Raw genomic sequence first — 18,812 nt, 5'->3', positions numbered from 1 at the left:
CGTGACATTGGAACAATTGCAAACTTTTTACCTGCTGCACTCGCCTCATTCTGCACATTGAGTATACTGAGTGCTCCATGCTTCCAATCGCGATTATCGTAAAAACATGACGTTATCAACTTCCCAGCCGGCTTCACGCCTGTGTCAACGCCTGCTCATTCTGTGCCTCAGTGCCGGCGTGCTCTCCAGCCATGCCTTTGCCGCGACGCAACAGGAACTGAAAGGTGTCAAGAGCGAGATCTCACGTCAGCAACAATCGTTATCGCAGCAACAGAAAACACTCGACCAGTTGCAACACACGCTGAAGCAACAGGAAGTGGGCATTTCCGGCTTGGAAAACCAGATCAAGCAAACCAAGAACCAGCTGGCAGAATCCAATGCCAACATTGGTCGATTGCAGCAAAAAATAACGGCCTTGGAAGCGCAGCGTCAACAACAGGCCGATAAGCTGGCCGAGTTGCTACAAACCTATTACGTGACACAACGCGCCAAAGCCAGTGGCGACCTCCTCAACAATGGTGTGGAAGAAGATCGCATCAGTCAGTATTACCAGCACTTGGCCAAAGCACGAACCGAAACCATTGCGGCGTTAGAAACAACGCGTCAAGCGCTGCGAGACAACGAACGTCAGTTGCAGTTGGAGCGCGACCAAATCAATGCGCTGCTGGAGCAACAAACGAAAAAACGCGACCAACTGGCCAAAACACAATCCGAACGTCGTCAGACGCTGGGCAGCATTCAAAAAAGCATCTCGGGCGATAAAGTGTATCTGGCCGAATTGCAACGCAATGAAACCCGCCTCAAAGCTGAAATTGCGAAAGCAGCAAAACGGAATGCCGTGCCGATGGATGGTATCAGCCGTCAGCGCGGTAAGTTACCATGGCCATTGCAAGGCAAGGTGTTGCATCAATTTGGCGAACGCCAAACCGGTCAAATCGATTGGAAAGGGCTGGTGATTGATGCCAATTACGGACAACCGGTCAAAGCAGTGTACCCGGGCACGGTGGTGTTTGCCGAATACCTGCGCGGCTATGGTTTAGTGGTGCTGCTGGACCACGGAAAAGGCGACATGACGTTATATGGTTTTAACCAAACACTGATGAAAAAAGAGGGCGATAAAGTCGCGGCTGGCGAAACATTGGCGCTGGCTGGTGACACCGGGGGACAATCTCGTCCCGCCCTCTATTTTGAGATTCGCCGCAACAGTAAAGCGGAAAACCCACGTACCTGGCTGACTCGTTAATCCCATCACCTTTAAAACAAACAGGCCGCTCAATGAGCGGCCTGTTTCATGTTCCATACGCTAGGCATTTGTCGCCACGTAATAGGCTTGCACGCCATCGATGAAGCGCATCAGCTCTGATTTGGGTAGGCGATTGATCCCCGCCGCCGCCTCTCGGCCACCACCGGTGGCAAACTGGCTGCACACCGTGCCCGCCCCCTGCTTATTGTTCAGGGGCGCGCGCAGCGATACCGTATAGTGCGCTTCATCGGCCACGGTCAACACCACATGCGCTTGTTCAGGCCGTTGATTGGCAAGCAAATTACCGTATACCCCACTCACGCGGTGTGAGGCCGCTTCATCAGCCAATTCAAACACGCGCAACGTGTCACTCTCATAGTAGGGCGATTTAGCTAGCGCTTGAGCGATATCCTGCTCATACGCCTGTTTCAACACCGCATAAGGCGATTGGGCATCTGCAATGACATCAAACGGCGACATGTAGCCTTGCAGCGCGCGAAACAAATCCGCCGGATGATAATGCAAGTCGCTCACCGTTTGGCCATAACCGTTGTAATTGATCAAGGTCCCCAACTGTTTTAACTGCTCGGCCTGTTCAACGCTGAAACCTGCCTTGGCTGCCAGCGCATCGGCAACACTGAGCAAGTTATCGCCATAAGCCGCCGTGATGGCCCAAGGGTGAAACTGACCGTCAAGCAGCGCGTCCACAATCAATGCGGTACACACATTGGCATCCAGATTGATGTGCGCCTCTAACTGCTCATGCTGGGGAATGTCACCCGATTGATGGTGATCGGCATAAAACACGTGCGCGCCGTTATTCAGCACATGGCACAACGCTTGATGGTTTTTCGCCATGGAGATATCCAGCACGGTCAGGGTATCACCGGGTTGTGCATCGACGTTGGCCAATAGCTCGATATCGCGTTTCACACCCGTGATCAATTGGCTATCTCTCGGCTGAGCCAAATGAAGTTGAAGAAGAGCGATGATGCCATCGGCATCACCATTAAATACGTCATAATGCATAGTGAGCGCTACTTTAAAGCCTTGGAATAACATCAGAAACTAGCAGTTTCACGCCCACCAGCACAAGAATGAAAGGTTATATGTCATCTCGTTTAAGCATGCATGGCGCGCACGCCATCTTCCAGCAACTGCAACTGCTCGAGTCCTTGCTCAGTCGCATTTGGTTTCATGACCGAGATAATCTGTAACATGCCTTGATGAATCACCTGTTCAGTGATCTGAGTTTTCGGTGACATTGCCGACTGATACGCCAGCCAACTGCACGCAATCAGGTGTAAAGTCGTAACCAGCTTTTTCATCTCATCGTCATTGAGTGCCAGCAACTGCATGCCAACAAAAGCACGCATGATATTGACCAAGTTGGTTTGCAGTTTTTCTTGCACGCGAATGTAATCGTCATGCAGCTCTTCGTCCCGTTGCAGAATTTCAGGCAAATTGGCGTAGAAAAAACGGTATTTCCACATCAGGGTGAAGATGGAGTCGAGGTAGTGTTTGAGCAGGGTCAGGCTTTCATATTGACCTTGCAGCGGCGTAAAGCGTTCAATCAGCTCGGCCGAATAGAGCGCAAAAATTTCACGCACAATTTCCTGCTTATTGCGGAAATGGTAGTAAAGATTGCCCGGGCTGATCTCAATATGTGCCGCGATATGGTTGGTGGTCATCGGGCGTTCACCATGCTCGTTAAACAGCTCTAACGCGGCATGGACAATTCGGTCTCTTGTTTTCATTAATGGGTCACATTCCTTCCTGATTACCTAAAGTATAAAACAGCTCCCTTAAATGGTAAAAAAGCGCCCATGTCGGGCGCTGATCGTATTGGCTTACTTGTGATATGGCTTCGACAGCTCATGCACCGCATTCACAAATACACCGGCATTTTCGGGCGGCACGTCGAGGTGAATACCATGACCGAGGTTAAACACATGGCCAGTGCCACCGTGACCAAAGCCATCAAGAATCGATGCCACTTCTTCACGAATGCGTGCTTCCGGCGCGTACAGCATGGATGGGTCCATGTTGCCTTGCAGCGCCACTTTCTCACCAACGCGCGCTTTGGCATCGGCAATATTGATGGTCCAGTCAAGGCCAACCGCATCGCACCCGGTAGCCGCGATCTGCTCTAGCCACATGCCGCCGTTTTTAGTAAACAGCGTCACGGGGACGCGGCGACCGTCGTGTTCACGGATCAGGCCATCCACAATCTTGTGCATGTACTGCAGTGAGAACAGATTGTAGTCACGTGGCGTCAGCACGCCGCCCCACGTATCAAATACCATCACCGATTGCGCGCCGGCTTTGATTTGCGCGTTGAGGTACTCAATCACACTGTCCGCCAGTTTATCCAGTAGCAAATGCAGAGTCGCAGGCTCAGCGTACATCATCTTTTTAATCTTGGTGAATGCCTTAGAGCTGCCACCTTCAACCATATAGGTTGCCAGTGTCCATGGGCTGCCAGAGAAGCCAATCAGTGGCACCTCACCTTGCAGATCCTTGCGAATTTGACGCACAGCATTCATGACGTATTGCAGTTCGCCTTCGGGATCCGGCAAACCAATTTTATCGACATCTGCTTTGCACGTGATTGGGCGGTCAAATACCGGGCCTTCACCCGCGGCAAAACGCAGCCCCAATCCCATGGCATCGGGAATGGTCAGAATGTCTGAAAACAGAATCGCGGCATCGAGCGGAAAACGGCGTAATGGTTGTAACGTCACTTCAGAAGCGAGTTCAGCGTTTTTACACAGAGACATAAAGTCGCCAGCTTGAGCGCGTGTGGCACGGTATTCTGGGAGATATCGCCCAGCCTGACGCATCATCCATACCGGCGTGCAATCCACAGGCTGCTTGAGCAGAGCGCGTAGATAGCGGTCGTTTTTTAATTCAGTCATTCCGTATTCCACTTCTTTTTTGGGCTTATTTATGGGGCGTATTCTAGCATTGATTTTTATTCATGAGCGGAGAGCTTTGCAACCCAGATCAAGTTATTAACTTTTAAATCAATGCTTAATTTGCGTACAATCTTTTTCGATGTTACAAATTTGTTCGCTAGCGAAAACTACAATTATAAACTGAGTATTCAGTACTCAGCATCTCATAACGACATCTTACTTACCCCCTCCCTAATCGGAGGGTTTTTTTTATCTATTTTCCGACGTAAGACGAATATCTTCGAGCGTTTGCTCAATCAAGGCGCGGGCGATGGTGCCTTGCGGCGCCACGGGCGGCATTTCGGTTGGTCGAAACCATTGCGCATCGCTCAATTCAGAGTAATCCGGCTTGATCTCTCCACCCGCATAATCGGCCAGAAAACCCATCATCATACTGGACGGAAATGCCCACGGCTGGCTGCCAAAATAGCGAATGTTGTTCACTGCGATACCCGTTTCTTCTTTGATTTCACGTGCAACGCACTGCTCCAGCGTTTCTCCCACTTCCAGAAAGCCCGCAATCACGGTGTACATACCGCTGCGATGGCGTGGATGCTGGGCCAGCAGAATCTCGTTGTCTTTACGCACCGCGACAATAATGCACGGGAAAATACGCGGATAATGTAACGTTCGGCAATCGTGGCACTGCATCGCTAAGTCGCGATGGTTAAGGTAGTTGCGGCCTCCGCATTGCGGGCAAAAACGCAAGCTCTGGCTCATATGGCCGTATTGAATCGCTTTGCTTGCCATCAGGAACAGCGGCTCCGGCACATGCAGTAAGTCACGCAATGAGGTCAACGCCAGATCGCGCTCCCAATCCGAGGCATTCACCCAATACACCGGCGCGCCCTGATGCTGATCGATTTTGATCGCCGCCTCAACGGGTAGATCCCACTGCTCACCGTTGCCAAACGGGATTTCCCCATCAATCGTCCAGATCTCACTGCCTGAAACCACACACCAATAAGCGGATTTTTTGTCACTGTTTTTTAACATGCCAACTCCTGATTGCTTGCAGTTCGTTCATTTTACTGGCAATCTAATTTCATACCAGAGTTTGTATAGATTTGATTTTAAATCTATAAATTCTAGTAGGGACAAGACGTTGTGCTGTACCACTACAACAAACGTGCAAAGGAAAGATCATCGTTGAATGATCCCGATCATGAGGGCATGGTCATGCTAAAAAAACTTAAACGAACGCAAGAACAATGGGGCGGTTCGAGTCAAGTCATCGATCATTGGCTGGATAAGCGCCAGCACCTGATCGTCGAATACTGCAAACTCGCAGCGCTACAACCCTGCGCAACCAAAGCTGCGGTCACCGAACTTCCATCCCCCAAAGCGCTGCAATACTTCAGCCAAGAGCTGGTCGATTACATTTCAGAAGGCCATTTTAAGATTTACGATATGGTCATGAACACATGGCATGCGACCGGTTTTCATGCCACAGATGAAATCAATCAGACGTATGCGCAGATCATCGAAACCACCGAGCCGTTACTCAATTTCACCGACAAATACGCCACCATCCACGCAGACGATGATCTGGAAACGCTGGATGATGATTTGTCGCACGTTGGGGAATTGTTGGAGTCGCGTTTTGAAACCGAAGATGGTTTGATCCAGCTCATCGCAGATAGCCTTTCGATTCCGCCGGGCGCTTAACGTATTCGCTTGATTCACCGTCAACGAAAACCACCAGCGTGAATCGCAGGCAAATAAAAAGGCACCCGAAGGTGCCTTTTTTGCTATCAGAACGATTACTCGTCAGCTGAGAAGCCTGCGTTAAGCAGCGCTGCTAGGTTGTCGGTAGCCTGCTCTGCTGAAGGACCTTCTTTCTGAGCTTCACGCTTAGATTGACGGTCTTGGTGGTACGCAAAACCAGTACCAGCAGGGATCAGACGACCCACGATAACGTTCTCTTTCAGACCACGTAGGTCATCACGCTTACCAGAAACCGCAGCTTCAGTCAGAACGCGAGTCGTTTCTTGGAACGATGCGGCTGAGATGAACGATTCTGTTGCCAGAGACGCTTTCGTAATACCTAGAAGTTCACGTTCAAAACGTGCTGGCTCTTTGCCTTCAGCTTCCAGATCACGGTTGGCGATCTTCACTTGTGAGTATTCTACTTGCTCACCAGGCAGGAACTCAGAGTCACCTGCGTGAGTAATAGTACACTTACGTAGCATCTGACGAACGATTGTTTCGATGTGCTTGTCGTTAATCTTAACGCCTTGCAGACGGTAAACTTCCTGAACTTCGTTCGCGATGTAAGTGGTCACAGCGTGGATACCACGTAGGCGCAGAATGTCATGTGGCGATTCTGGACCATCTGCAATCACGTCACCACGTTCGATGCGCTCACCTTCAAACACGTTCAATTGACGATGCTTAGGAATCATCTCTTCGTAAACTTCACCGCTATCGCGAGTGATCACGAGACGACGCTTACCTTTGGTCTCTTTACCGAAGCTCACAGTACCTGTGTACTCAGCAAGAATCGCAGGCTCTTTCGGCTTACGTGCTTCGAACAGGTCAGCAACGCGTGGTAGACCACCGGTGATGTCCTTGTTACCGCCAGATTTCTGAGGAATACGAGCCAGTGTGTCACCCACATTCACTTCAGCGCCATCGTCGATGTTCACGATCGCTTTACCAGGTAGGAAGTACTGAGCTGGCATATCGGTACCAGGGATCAGGACATCGTTACCTTTCTCATCCACAAGTTTGATAGCTGGACGCATATCTTTACCTGCTGCTGGACGAGCGGCTGCATCGGTCACTTCGCTTGAAGACAGACCTGTGAGGTCATCCGTTTGACGAGAAACAGTGACGCCATCGATCATGTCAACGAATTGGATGCGACCTGCCACTTCAGTGATGATTGGCATGGTGTGCGCTTCCCAGTTCGCCACGGTTTCGCCCGCTTGAACTGCATCGTTGTCACCTTTGCTCAGTAGCGAGCCGTATGGCAGTTTGTGTTTCTCTTTCGTACGGCCGAACTCATCAATGATGGTCAGTTCAGATGCACGAGAAGTAATCACCAGCTTGCCATCTTTGTTCGTTACGAACTTCGCGTTGTGCAGTTTCACAGAACCGTTGTTCTTCGCTTGGATGCTGTTCTCTGCTGCTGCTGTCGATGCCGCACCACCGATGTGGAACGTACGCATGGTTAGCTGTGTACCCGGTTCACCGATTGACTGAGCCGCGATAACGCCCACAGCTTCACCTTGGTTCACCAAGTGACCACGTGCTAGGTCACGACCGTAACACAGTGCACAACAACCGAAGTCAGCGTCACAAGTTACCACTGAACGTACTTTAATACGGTCAACAGAGTTGTCGTTAAGAACCTGACACCATTTCTCATCTAGAAGCGTGTTACGAGGAACAAGCACTTCTTCTGTGCCTGGTTTCAGGATGTCTTCAGCAACCACACGACCCAGCGCAAGCTCAGTCAGAGGAACTTTAACGTCACCACCTTCGATGTGAGGCATCATGTCAACACCCTCTTGGGTGCCACAGTCGTGCTCATAAACAACAACGTCTTGAGCAACGTCTACCAGACGACGGGTGAGGTAACCTGAGTTCGCTGTCTTCAGTGCTGTATCCGCCAGACCCTTACGAGCACCGTGCGTTGAGATAAAGTACTGAAGGACGTTCAGACCTTCTTTAAAGTTCGCTGTGATTGGCGTTTCGATGATCGAACCATCTGGACGAGCCATCAGACCACGCATACCAGCAAGCTGACGAATCTGCGCTGCAGAACCACGAGCACCGGAGTCGGCCATCATGTAGATGCTGTTGAACGACTCTTGTTTCTCTTCTTCGCCGTCACGGTTGATCACCATTTCAGACGACAGGTTCTCCATCATCGCTTTCGCAACGCGATCGTTGGTTGATGCCCAAATATCGATCACTTTGTTGTAGCGTTCACCAGCAGTTACCAGACCAGACTGGAACTGTTCCTGGATTTCACGTACTTCTTCTTCCGCTTCGGAGATTTCAGTGTATTTCGCAGGTGGTACAACCATATCGTCGATACCAACAGAAACACCTGACAATGCCGCGTAAGCGAAACCGGTGTACATGATTTGGTCTGCGAAGATAACAGTGTCTTTCAGACCCAGTTTACGGTACGCCTCGTTCAGCAGGTTAGAAATCTGTTTCTTACCTAGCTTCTGGTTCACGACGCTATATGGCAGACCTTTCGGTACGATTTGCCACAACATTGCACGACCAACAGTGGTATCCACCATCTTGGTCTCAGTTGTGCGATTGCCGTCTTCGTCAACCACGGTTTCCGTGATACGTACTTTAACGCGTGCGTGCAGTGAAGCCGTCTTCGTGCGGTATGCCTTTTCAGCCTCTTTAGGGCCAGCCAGGTACATGCCTTCACCCAGAGCGTTCACTTTTTCACGAGTCATATAGTACAGACCCAATACAACGTCCTGAGAAGGTACGATGATCGGATCACCTGACGCTGGCGACAGAATGTTGTTTGTCGACATCATCAGTGTACGAGCTTCTAGCTGTGCTTCTAAAGTTAGAGGCACGTGTACCGCCATTTGGTCACCATCGAAGTCCGCGTTGTACGCCGCACACACAAGTGGGTGTAGCTGAATCGCTTTACCTTCGATTAGAACAGGTTCAAACGCCTGAATACCTAGACGGTGAAGTGTTGGTGCACGGTTCAGTAGCACTGGGTGTTCACGGATAACTTCATCCAGGATATCCCATACAACCGCTTCTTCACGCTCAACCATTTTCTTCGCAGCTTTGATCGTCGTTGCTAGGCCACGAGTTTCCAGCTTGCTGTAGATGAATGGTTTGAACAGCTCTAGTGCCATCTTCTTAGGAAGACCACACTGGTGCAGACGCAGGTAAGGACCTACTGTGATAACAGAACGGCCTGAGTAGTCTACACGTTTACCAAGCAGGTTCTGACGGAAACGACCTTGTTTACCCTTGATCATATCAGCAAGAGATTTCAGAGGACGCTTGTTCGAACCTGTGATCGCGCGGCCGCGACGACCGTTATCCAGAAGCGCATCAACAGACTCTTGTAGCATACGTTTTTCGTTGCGTACGATGATGTCCGGAGCAGCAAGCTCTAGAAGGCGTTTCAGACGGTTGTTACGGTTAATCACACGACGGTATAGATCGTTCAGATCGGATGTCGCAAAGCGACCGCCATCTAGCGGTACTAGCGGACGTAGATCTGGCGGAAGTACCGGAAGCACAGTCAGAATCATCCACTCAGGTTTGTTACCTGACGCAACGAATGCTTCAACCAGTTTCAGGCGCTTCGTAACTTTCTTACGTTTAGTTTCTGAGTTCGTCGTATCCAGCTCTTCGCGCATCTGCTCAGCTTCAGCCAGCAGATCCATAGATGACAGCAGATCTTTGATCGCTTCTGCACCCATTTTCGCAGTGAACTCGTCGCCCCACTCTTCCAGGCGATCCAGATACTCTTCTTCAGTCAGCATCTGACCACGTTCTAGGTCAGTCATGCCTGGTTCAGTCACCACGTACATTTCGAAGTAAAGCACACGTTCGATGTCGCGCAGTGGCATATCCATCAACAGACCGATACGAGACGGCAGTGATTTTAGGAACCAGATGTGAGCAACAGGAGAAGCCAGTTCGATGTGGCCCATACGGTCACGACGAACTTTAGTTTGCGTGACTTCAACGCCACACTTCTCACAGATAACGCCACGGTGTTTCAGACGCTTATATTTGCCACAAAGACATTCGTAGTCTTTTACCGGGCCAAAAATACGCGCACAGAAAAGACCATCGCGTTCAGGTTTGAACGTACGATAGTTGATGGTCTCAGGTTTTTTCACTTCACCAAATGACCATGAACGAATCATGTCAGGTGAAGACAGACCGATTTTGATTGCATCAAATTCTTCGGTCTTGTGCTGTGCTTTTAGAAAGTTTAATAAGTCTTTCACAATCAGCTCCTGTAAGGAGTTAAAAGGAACTCGCCGTGTGAACTAGCGAGCTCCTTCCTACCAGAAAACCGGTTAGGCTCCCCGAATGGGGAACCTTAAGGTTTACTCTTCGTCTTCTAGCTCGATGTTGATACCTAGCGAGCGAATCTCTTTCAACAGTACGTTGAACGATTCTGGCATACCAGGTTCCATCGCGTGGTTTCCGTCGACGATGTTTTTGTACATCTTCGTACGGCCGTTAACGTCATCCGACTTAACAGTTAGCATTTCTTGTAGGGTGTAAGCTGCACCGTATGCTTCCAGTGCCCATACTTCCATCTCACCGAAACGCTGACCACCGAACTGAGCTTTACCACCCAGTGGTTGCTGAGTTACTAGGCTGTAAGAACCTGTTGAACGAGCGTGCATCTTGTCGTCAACCAAGTGGTTCAGTTTCAGCATGTACATGTAACCAACAGTGACAGAACGCTCAAACGCATCACCAGTACGGCCATCAAACAGAGTCAACTGACCAGATTCTGGCAGATCACCCAGTTTCAGCAGCGCTTTGATTGACGCTTCGTTCGCACCATCAAAGACTGGCGTCGCAATTGGCAGACCTGAACGCAGGTTTTGTGCCAGTGTACGTACTTCATCATCAGACAGCGCCGCAATATCGACTTGTTGACGAGTTTCGCCCAGATCGTAAACTTTTTGTAGGAACTCACGCAGCTTAGCCAGCTCTTGTTGTTCCTTGATCATCTGGTTGATCTTGTCACCGATACCTTTCGCAGCCAGACCTAAGTGAACTTCTAGGATCTGACCGATGTTCATACGAGACGGTACACCCAGTGGGTTCAGTACGATGTCGACCGGTTGGCCTTTCTCATCGTATGGCATGTCTTCAACAGGGTTGATCTTAGAGATTACACCCTTGTTACCGTGACGACCCGCCATCTTATCACCCGGTTGGATGCGACGTTTCACTGCCAAGTACACTTTCACGATCTTCAGAACGCCAGGTGCAAGGTCATCACCTTGGGTGATCTTGCGACGCTTGGTTTCGAATTTCTTATCGAATTCAGCTCTCAGTTCGTCGTACTGTTCAGCCATTTGTTCTAGCTGAGTTTGCAGTTCGTCGTTTTCTAGCGTCTGTTCTAGCCATTTCTTACGATCGATAGCGTCCAGTTTCGCTTCGCTGTAACCGCCAGTGATCAGCAGAGAACGAACACGAGCAAGCAGACCGCCTTCCAGAATCTGGAATTCTTCGGTCAAGTCTTTCTTCGCTTCTTTCAGCTGCATCTGTTCGATTTCAAGCGCACGTTTGTCTTTCTCTACGCCATCGCGAGTGAAGACTTGAACGTCGATAACCGTACCCGCAACAGAGTTAGGTACACGCAGAGAAGTATCTTTAACGTCTGATGCTTTCTCACCGAAGATAGCGCGTAGCAGCTTCTCTTCAGGTGTCAGTTGGGTTTCGCCTTTCGGCGTTACTTTACCAACCAGGATGTCGCCACCCTTCACTTCAGCACCGATGTAAACGATACCTGACTCATCCAGCTTAGACAGCGCAGCTTCACCGACGTTTGGAATATCTGCAGTGATCTCTTCTGCACCCAGCTTAGTATCACGCGCCACACAAGACAGCTCTTGAATGTGGATAGTCGTGAAACGGTCATCTTGAACAACACGTTCAGAAACTAGGATCGAGTCTTCGAAGTTGTAACCATTCCAAGGCATGAACGCGATACGCATGTTTTGGCCAAGCGCCAGTTCACCAAGGTCAGTTGATGGACCGTCAGCCAGTACGTCACCGCGAGCCACAGGTTCACCCGGCATCACACATGGACGCTGGTTGATACAAGTGTTCTGGTTAGAACGGGTGTATTTAGTCAGGTTGTAGATATCGATGCCCGCTTCGCCAGGAATCAACTCTTCTTCATTAACCTTAACCACGATACGTGATGCGTCAACAGACTGAATCATACCGCCGCGTTTCGCGACTGCAGTTACGCCTGAGTCGACCGCTACGTTACGTTCAATACCGGTACCAACGAAAGGCTTCTCAGCTTTCAGCGTTGGGACTGCTTGACGTTGCATGTTCGCACCCATCAATGCACGGTTCGCGTCATCGTGTTCCAGGAATGGAATCAGCGATGCTGCGATCGATACAACTTGGTTCGTTGCAACGTCCATGTAGTTCACGTGTTCACGTGGGTGAAGACCAGATTCACCTTTTTGACGTGCTGTAACCAGCTCATCAGCAAAGCCACCTTCTTCAGTCAGTTTCGCGTTCGCCTGTGCGATAACGAATTGACCTTCTTCGATAGCTGACAGGTAATCCACTTCATCCGTGACAACGCCATCTACAACGCGACGGTATGGGGTTTCAAGGAAACCGTACTCGTTGCAGCGTGCAAACGCAGACAGCGAGTTGATCAGACCGATGTTCGGACCTTCAGGCGTTTCGATAGGACATAGACGACCGTAGTGAGTTACGTGTACGTCACGTACTTCAAAGCCAGCACGCTCACGAGTCAGACCGCCAGGGCCCAATGCAGAGATACGACGTTTGTGCGTAACTTCTGACAACGGGTTGTTCTGGTCCATAAACTGAGACAGCTGTGAAGAACCGAAGAATTCTTTAACAGCAGCAGAAATCGGTTTCGCGTTGATCAGATCTTGTGGCATCACGTTGTCCAGATCGCCAAGACTTAGGCGTTCTTTCACTGCGCGTTCAACACGTACAAGACCAACACGGAATTGGTTCTCTGCCATTTCGCCAACAGAACGGATACGACGGTTGCCAAGGTGGTCGATATCGTCCACTTCGCCTTTACCGTTACGGATCGCGATCAGTTTCTTCATCACTTCGACGATGTCTGTTTCGTCAAGAGTGCCTTGCTCTTCAGCGTCTGCACGCTCGATAGAGCTGTTGAACTTCATACGACCGACAGTAGACAGGTCGTAGCGTTCTTCAGAGAAGAAGAGGCTTTCAAATAGGGCTTCTGCCGCTTCTTTTGTTGGCGGCTCGCCAGGGCGCATCATTCGGTAGATTTCTACCAACGCCGAAATACGGTCTGTTGTGCTGTCGACACGCAAGGTCTCAGACATGAACGGACCGTGGTCTAGATCGTTCGTAAACAGAACTTCTAGTTTTTTGTAGCCTGCTTGTGACAGGTTCGCCAGCGATTCAAGGCTAATTTCCTGGTTCGCTGCAACGATGATCTCGCCAGTTGCTTCATTGATGTAATCTTTAGAAGAAACTTTACCTACGATGTACTCAACCGGTACTTCGATAAAGGTCACGCCATCTTTTTCAAGTTGACGAATGTGACGAGCCGTTACACGACGACCTTTCTCAACATACAGCTTGCCATCTGCTTCGATATCGAAAGACGCAGTTTCACCGCGTAGACGCTCAGGCACCAACTCCATCATCAGAGTTTGGTCTTTCACTTCGAAGTTAATTTTTTCGAAGAAGATGTCGAGGATTTCTTCAGTCGTCTTACCCAGCGCACGCAGGATAATAGATGCAGGTAGCTTACGACGACGGTCAATACGCACGTACAGGTTATCTTTAGGGTCGAATTCGAAATCCAACCAAGAACCGCGGTACGGGATGATGCGTGCGTTGTAAAGCACTTTGCCTGAAGAGTGGGTCTTACCCTTATCGCTGTCGAAGAATACGCCAGGGCTTCTGTGCAGCTGGGATACGATAACCCTCTCGGTACCATTGATTACAAAGGTACCATTGTCTGTCATGAGTGGAATTTCACCCATGTAGACTTCTTGTTCTTTAATGTCTTTGACAGTACCTGCTGGCGCGTCTTTATCAAAGATCACTAGGCGCAGTTTCACGCGTAGCGGTTTTGAATAAGTTACACCACGGATTTGACATTCTTTAACGTCAAAAACTGGCTCACCAAGACGGTAGCTAACGTATTGCAGCTCTGAATTGCCGTTGTAGCTCTGGATTGGAAATACAGAACGAAAAGCGGCTTCAAGACCGTATTGTCCCTCAGGATCCTGTTCGATGAATTTTTCGAACGAATCGAGCTGGATCGATAGCAGGTATGGAATGTCCAACACTTGTGGACGAGTACCAAAGTCCTTACGGATGCGCTTTTTCTCGGTATAAGAGTAAACCATGGGGTTCCTCAGCTCGCTGATAAGTGACCCAAACTGTCCGCTAAAGAGGGGACAGTGACTAAATCGCTGTTTACTGTAGTGACGGCTCATTACGTATGAATGAGACGTTTTTTGCAAGAATATGAGACGCCTAAACAGCGGGAAAATTCGCTCATACCCTACAGCGCAAAAAGGCCGGTGGTCATTAAACCACCAGCCATTAGCCTTGCGGCTAAGAATTTAAGTAATTATTACTTAACTTCAACAGATGCACCAGCTTCTTCAAGCTCTTTCTTCAGTGCTTCAGCTTCATCTTTAGATACAGCTTCTTTCAGAGGTGCTGGAGCGCCGTCAACTAGAGCTTTAGCTTCTTTCAGACCTAGGCCAGTTGCGCCACGTACTGCTTTGATAACAGCAACTTTGTTTGCACCAGCAGAAGTCAGAACTACGTCGAACTCAGTTTGTTCTTCAGCAGCTGCGCCACCAGCAGCAGCGCCGCCAGCAACTACTGCAGCAGCAGCAGAAACACCGAATTTCTCTTCCATTGCAGAGATCAGTTCAACAACTTGCATTACAGACATTTCTGCAATAGCGTCTAGGATTTGCTCGTTAGTAATAGACATAACAATTCTCTTTTAAGTCAACAATAAGTTTATTTTGCAACCAGTAAAAAGCAAGGCAATTAAGCCGCAGCAGCTTCTTTTTGATCACGGATAGCAGCGATAGTGCGAGCCAGCTTAGCAGCTGAAGCTTCTTTCATGCACATCATCAGACGTGCGATTGCTTCATCGTAAGTTGGTAGCGTCGCTAGTACTTCAACGTCAGTAATTGCGCCTTCAAATGCAGCCGCTTTGATCTCGAATGCTTTGTTCTCTTTAGCAAAGTCTTTGAAAAGACGTGCTGCAGCACCTGGGTGCTCGTTAGAGAAGCCGATCAAAGTCGGACCTACGAATACGTCTTGTAGACATTCGTAAGCTGTGCCTTCTACTGCGCGACGTGCTAGTGTGTTACGAACAACACGTAGGTAAACACCCGCTTCGCGCGCTTGTTTACGTAGAGTTGTCATCGCAGCAACTTGTACACCACGAGAGTCAGCTACAACTGCAGAAAGTGCACCACTGGCCGCTTCGTTGACTTCAGCGACAATTGCTTTTTTGTCTTGAAGATTTAAAGCCATCTTGGATTACTCCTGGTTGTCGTTACACCACTCACTATTATCACAACAGTGAGAGCTTATTAGGTGCAGTCCCAGAAGAAAGTTAACGCATTCTTTAAAATAAAAAATGAAAATCTTTCTGTCAGGTTCGGGCACCATCTACGTAGGTTGCATTAAGTTATCAAGAGATAACGCCTACGGTCTTGGACGGAGACTGAACACTCATTCAAAGAATGAGACCTCAGCCCCAACCACAAATATTAGGCGCGAAATTATACACAAATTTCGCGCCTAAGCAAATGCATTATACTTGAGCAGTCAGAGTCGCCTGATCAACAGCAACACCAGCACCCATGGTAGTAGAGATGCTAACTTTCTTCACGAAAGTACCTTTCGCAGAAGAAGGTTTTGCTTTCTTCAGAGCAACTAGCAGAGCTTCTAAGTTCTCTTTTAGTTGTTCAGTTTCGAAAGACACCTTACCGATGGTAGTGTGGATGATACCGTTCTTGTCGTTACGGTAACGAACCTGACCCGCTTTAGCATTGTTTACTGCTTCAGCAACGTTAGGAGTTACAGTACCAACTTTAGGGTTTGGCATCAGACCGCGAGGACCTAGGATAGTACCTAGTTGACCTACAACGCGCATTGCATCTGGAGATGCGATAACTACGTCGAAGTTCATTTCGCCTTTCTTCACTTGCTCAGCAAGATCTTCCATACCCACTAGGTCAGCGCCAGCAGCTTTAGCCGCTTCAGCGTTTGCACCTTGAGTGAATACAGCAACGCGGATATCACGACCAGTACCGTGTGGCAGTACAGTTGCACCGCGAACGTTTTGGTCAGATTTACGAGCGTCGATACCTAGGTTAACAGCAACGTCAACAGATTCTACGAATTTTGCAGTTGCAAGTTCTTTCAGAAGAGCAACAGCTTCGTTGATGTCGTACTCTTTAGTTACATCCACTTTTTCGCGGATAGTACGCATGCGCTTAGTTAGTTTTGCCATTGTCTTAACCCTCAACCACTAGGCCCATTGAACGAGCAGTACCCGCGATAGAACGCTTCATTGCTTCGATATCAGCACCAGTCATGTCAGCAGCTTTAGTTTCTGCGATTTCTTGGATTTGAGCGTCAGTGATGGTACCCACTTTTTCAGTGTTTGGACGACCTGAACCAGACTTAACGCCAGCAGCTTTCTTCAGAAGAACTGCTGCAGGTGGAGTCTTAGTTTCAAAAGTGAAAGAACGGTCGCTGTATACAGTGATAACAACTGGAGTTGGTAGACCTTTCTCTACAGACTCTGTACGTGCGTTGAACGCTTTACAGAATTCCATGATGTTCACACCACGTTGACCTAGAGCAGGACCAACTGGTGGACTTGGGTTAGCCATACCCGCTGCAACTTGCAGCTTGATATAAGCTTCAACTTTCTTAGCCATGATATTTCCTAGATTATGGGTTCAGACGCTAATCGATTGATCAGCTCCCCGTTAGAGCAAAAAACTTTTCGCTTCCGTAGAAGCAAAAAGGCGCGAAATTATAGTCAGATTTCACGCCTTAAACAAGCCTATAAAGCTGTTTTTTTAATCAAGTTTTTCAACCTGACCAAATTCAAGCTCAACTGGTGTCGCACGACCAAAGATCGACACGGACACTTTCAGACGGCTCTTCTCGTAGTCCACTTCTTCAACGGTACCGTTGAAGTCAGCAAACGGACCTTCGTTAACACGTACCACTTCACCCGCTTCAAACATGGTCTTAGGACGCGGAGCTTCGCTCGCTTTCTCAAGACGGTTCAAAATAGCGTCAGCTTCTTTATCAGTGATAGGCGCTGGACGATCAGAGGTGCCACCAATGAAGCCCATTACACGAGGAACGCTACGCACTAAGTGCCATGATTCATCATTCATGATCATTTGCACTAACACGTAACCAGGGAAGAATTTACGTTCGCTTTTGCGGCGTTGGCCCGCGCGCATCTCTACAACTTCTTCAGTTGGAACCAATACTTCGCCGAACAACTCTTCCATGCTATGCATTTTGATATGTTCACGCAGTGATTGAGCGACACGACCTTCAAATCCCGAGAAGGCTTGAACTACATACCAGCGTTTTTTTGGAGCTTCACTCATGTATTAAACCCTCTATACCCCAGTTGCAAAGGCAACAAGACGAACCATAATGCCGTCAATGCCCCAAAGCACTAGAGCCATTACAATACTTACAGCTAACACGATCAGTGTCGTTTGCATTGTTTCTTGGCGCGTAGGCCAAACAACTTTGCGAACTTCCATGCGAGATTCGCGTGCAAAAATAATCGCGGCTTTACCTTTTGATGTCGTTGCAGCAACGCCAAGCGCCGCGGCAATCAACACAATCACACCTGCAGCGCGAATCACTACAGACAATTCACCATACAGGTAATTACCCACAACAGCGGCAGCTAGCAGTACAAAAGTGACAACCCACTTCAGTGTATTTGCTGCACTTGAGCTATCAGGAGTCTCAGCATTGTTTGCTTTCATAAACCAACCTGTCACAAGTCTAACTATAGACGACAACAACCCCGCTGTTGCAGGGCAAATCCATTCCATTGACACAAAATGTGCCAATCGATCGTTCAAGACCAAGAGGATCTCTTAGCCCCGGAATTCCTTGCTAAGTGCGAGATTTGATGAATAAATCAGCACCAAAAACTACAGCGCAGAAAAAGGGCATCAAATGATGCCCTCTTTGCTACTGTGTAGTCAAATCATTCTTCACAGAATCTGTGATTAAGCGATGATCTTAGCAACAACACCAGCACCAACTGTACGGCCACCTTCACGGATTGCGAAGCGTAGACCTTCGTCCATTGCGATTGGCGCGATCAGCTCAACAATCATTTGAATGTTGTCGCCTGGCATTACCATCTCTACGCCTTCTGGCAGTTCGATGTTGCCTGTTACGTCAGTTGTACGGAAGTAGAACTGTGGACGGTAGCCTTTGAAGAATGGAGTGTGACGACCACCTTCATCTTTAGACAGTACGTATACTTCTGATTCAAACTTGGTGTGTGGAGTGATTGAACCTGGTTTCGCTAGTACTTGACCACGTTCTACTTCATCACGTTTTGTACCACGTAGTAGTGCACCAACGTTCTCACCTGCACGACCTTCATCTAGCAGTTTACGGAACATTTCTACACCAGTACAAGTAGTTGTTGTAGTGTCGTGGATACCTACGATCGCTACTTCATCACCTACTTTCAGGATACCGCGCTCGATACGGCCAGTTACTACTGTACCACGACCTTGGATTGAGAATACGTCTTCGATTGGCATCAGGAACGGCATGTCTACTGCACGCTCTGGCTCTGGAATGTAGTTGTCCAGTGCTTC

The 18,812-nt window shown here is 48.9% G+C and carries 15 protein-coding genes; 2 read left to right on the top strand and 13 right to left on the bottom strand.

From position 1 onward, the window contains the following. The first annotated feature begins 106 nt into the window (after window positions 1–106). Window positions 107–1,243 carry a murein hydrolase activator EnvC gene (locus tag ACF8PK_RS09835; protein ID WP_238770744.1) on the top strand — a complete coding sequence of 379 codons (1,137 nt, stop codon included), beginning with the start codon at window positions 107–109 and terminating at the stop codon, window positions 1,241–1,243. A 60-nt stretch (window positions 1,244–1,303) separates the two neighbouring features. Here the strand turns inward: ACF8PK_RS09835 and ACF8PK_RS09830 are convergent, their stop codons facing one another. The 4 genes from ACF8PK_RS09830 to nudC all read right to left on the bottom strand — a co-directional run bounded on the left by ACF8PK_RS09830 (window position 1,304) and on the right by nudC (window position 5,196). Beyond that, window positions 1,304–2,272 carry a DHH family phosphoesterase gene (locus ACF8PK_RS09830; protein WP_392441077.1) on the bottom strand — a complete coding sequence of 323 codons (969 nt, stop codon included), beginning with the start codon at window positions 2,270–2,272 and terminating at the stop codon, window positions 1,304–1,306. Between the two features lie 92 nt (window positions 2,273–2,364). Then, entirely contained in the window at window positions 2,365–3,000 is a 636-nt protein-coding gene (locus tag ACF8PK_RS09825; RefSeq protein WP_004728264.1) for a TetR/AcrR family transcriptional regulator, read from the bottom strand. Window positions 3,001–3,093: 93 nt separating this feature from the next. Continuing rightward, window positions 3,094–4,161: a uroporphyrinogen decarboxylase gene (gene hemE / locus ACF8PK_RS09820; protein ID WP_004728263.1), complete on the bottom strand. Its 1,068-nt coding sequence runs from the start codon at window positions 4,159–4,161 to the stop codon at window positions 3,094–3,096. A 249-nt stretch (window positions 4,162–4,410) separates the two neighbouring features. Then, window positions 4,411–5,196, bottom strand: coding sequence for an NAD(+) diphosphatase (nudC, locus tag ACF8PK_RS09815; protein WP_392441074.1), 786 nt, complete (start codon window positions 5,194–5,196; stop codon window positions 4,411–4,413). 183 nt (window positions 5,197–5,379) lie between these two features. Here nudC and rsd point away from each other — a divergent pair, with 183 nt between their 5' ends. Beyond that, on the top strand, window positions 5,380–5,868 hold the full coding sequence (gene rsd / locus ACF8PK_RS09810; RefSeq protein ID WP_172475400.1) for a sigma D regulator: 489 nt from the start codon (window positions 5,380–5,382) through the stop codon (window positions 5,866–5,868). A gap of 95 nt (window positions 5,869–5,963) precedes the next feature. Here the strand turns inward: rsd and rpoC are convergent, their stop codons facing one another. The 9 genes from rpoC to ACF8PK_RS09765 form a co-directional block, all read right to left on the bottom strand. Next, window positions 5,964–10,166 carry a DNA-directed RNA polymerase subunit beta' gene (gene rpoC / locus ACF8PK_RS09805; protein ID WP_014203980.1) on the bottom strand — a complete coding sequence of 1,401 codons (4,203 nt, stop codon included), beginning with the start codon at window positions 10,164–10,166 and terminating at the stop codon, window positions 5,964–5,966. A 102-nt stretch (window positions 10,167–10,268) separates the two neighbouring features. After that, window positions 10,269–14,297: a DNA-directed RNA polymerase subunit beta gene (rpoB, locus tag ACF8PK_RS09800; RefSeq protein WP_004728259.1), complete on the bottom strand. Its 4,029-nt coding sequence runs from the start codon at window positions 14,295–14,297 to the stop codon at window positions 10,269–10,271. Window positions 14,298–14,527: 230 nt separating this feature from the next. Next, a complete protein-coding gene (gene rplL / locus ACF8PK_RS09795; RefSeq protein WP_004728258.1) occupies window positions 14,528–14,899 on the bottom strand; it encodes a 50S ribosomal protein L7/L12 in 372 nt (123 codons plus the stop codon). A gap of 59 nt (window positions 14,900–14,958) precedes the next feature. After that, window positions 14,959–15,453, bottom strand: a complete 495-nt coding sequence (gene rplJ, locus ACF8PK_RS09790; protein WP_004728257.1) for a 50S ribosomal protein L10 — start codon at window positions 15,451–15,453, stop codon at window positions 14,959–14,961. Between the two features lie 283 nt (window positions 15,454–15,736). Then, on the bottom strand, window positions 15,737–16,438 hold the full coding sequence (rplA, locus tag ACF8PK_RS09785; RefSeq protein ID WP_004728256.1) for a 50S ribosomal protein L1: 702 nt from the start codon (window positions 16,436–16,438) through the stop codon (window positions 15,737–15,739). A gap of 4 nt (window positions 16,439–16,442) precedes the next feature. Next, window positions 16,443–16,871 (bottom strand): 50S ribosomal protein L11, encoded by a 429-nt coding sequence (rplK, locus tag ACF8PK_RS09780; protein ID WP_004728255.1) that lies wholly within the window; start codon window positions 16,869–16,871, stop codon window positions 16,443–16,445. Window positions 16,872–17,015: 144 nt separating this feature from the next. Next, window positions 17,016–17,564 (bottom strand): transcription termination/antitermination protein NusG, encoded by a 549-nt coding sequence (gene nusG / locus ACF8PK_RS09775; RefSeq protein WP_004728254.1) that lies wholly within the window; start codon window positions 17,562–17,564, stop codon window positions 17,016–17,018. Window positions 17,565–17,576: 12 nt separating this feature from the next. Then, on the bottom strand, window positions 17,577–17,957 hold the full coding sequence (gene secE / locus ACF8PK_RS09770) for a preprotein translocase subunit SecE (protein ID WP_038152501.1): 381 nt from the start codon (window positions 17,955–17,957) through the stop codon (window positions 17,577–17,579). A gap of 249 nt (window positions 17,958–18,206) precedes the next feature. Then, on the bottom strand, window positions 18,207–18,812 hold a 606-nt coding region (locus tag ACF8PK_RS09765; RefSeq protein WP_392441049.1), incomplete at its 5' end, for an EF-Tu/IF-2/RF-3 family GTPase.

The organism is Vibrio sp. CJQ_6 (genome assembly GCF_043106745.1).
Classification (GTDB): domain Bacteria; phylum Pseudomonadota; class Gammaproteobacteria; order Enterobacterales; family Vibrionaceae; genus Vibrio; species Vibrio furnissii.
This window is presented reverse-complemented; position numbering and strand designations above follow the sequence as displayed.

What these genes read in the sequence shown, in the direction of transcription:
- ACF8PK_RS09835 (WP_238770744.1), top strand. Translation starts at nt 107, where the DNA reads ATGACGTTATCAACTTCCCAGCCGGCTTCACGCCTGTGTCAACGCCTG.
- ACF8PK_RS09830 (WP_392441077.1), bottom strand. Translation starts at nt 2,272, where the DNA reads ATGCATTATGACGTATTTAATGGTGATGCCGATGGCATCATCGCTCTT.
- ACF8PK_RS09825 (WP_004728264.1), bottom strand. Translation starts at nt 3,000, where the DNA reads ATGAAAACAAGAGACCGAATTGTCCATGCCGCGTTAGAGCTGTTTAAC.
- hemE (WP_004728263.1), bottom strand. Translation starts at nt 4,161, where the DNA reads ATGACTGAATTAAAAAACGACCGCTATCTACGCGCTCTGCTCAAGCAG.
- nudC (WP_392441074.1), bottom strand. Translation starts at nt 5,196, where the DNA reads ATGTTAAAAAACAGTGACAAAAAATCCGCTTATTGGTGTGTGGTTTCA.
- rsd (WP_172475400.1), top strand. Translation starts at nt 5,380, where the DNA reads ATGCTAAAAAAACTTAAACGAACGCAAGAACAATGGGGCGGTTCGAGT.
- rpoB (WP_004728259.1), bottom strand. Translation starts at nt 14,297, where the DNA reads ATGGTTTACTCTTATACCGAGAAAAAGCGCATCCGTAAGGACTTTGGT.
- rplL (WP_004728258.1), bottom strand. Translation starts at nt 14,899, where the DNA reads ATGTCTATTACTAACGAGCAAATCCTAGACGCTATTGCAGAAATGTCT.
- rplJ (WP_004728257.1), bottom strand. Translation starts at nt 15,453, where the DNA reads ATGGCTTTAAATCTTCAAGACAAAAAAGCAATTGTCGCTGAAGTCAAC.
- rplA (WP_004728256.1), bottom strand. Translation starts at nt 16,438, where the DNA reads ATGGCAAAACTAACTAAGCGCATGCGTACTATCCGCGAAAAAGTGGAT.
- rplK (WP_004728255.1), bottom strand. Translation starts at nt 16,871, where the DNA reads ATGGCTAAGAAAGTTGAAGCTTATATCAAGCTGCAAGTTGCAGCGGGT.
- nusG (WP_004728254.1), bottom strand. Translation starts at nt 17,564, where the DNA reads ATGAGTGAAGCTCCAAAAAAACGCTGGTATGTAGTTCAAGCCTTCTCG.
- secE (WP_038152501.1), bottom strand. Translation starts at nt 17,957, where the DNA reads ATGAAAGCAAACAATGCTGAGACTCCTGATAGCTCAAGTGCAGCAAAT.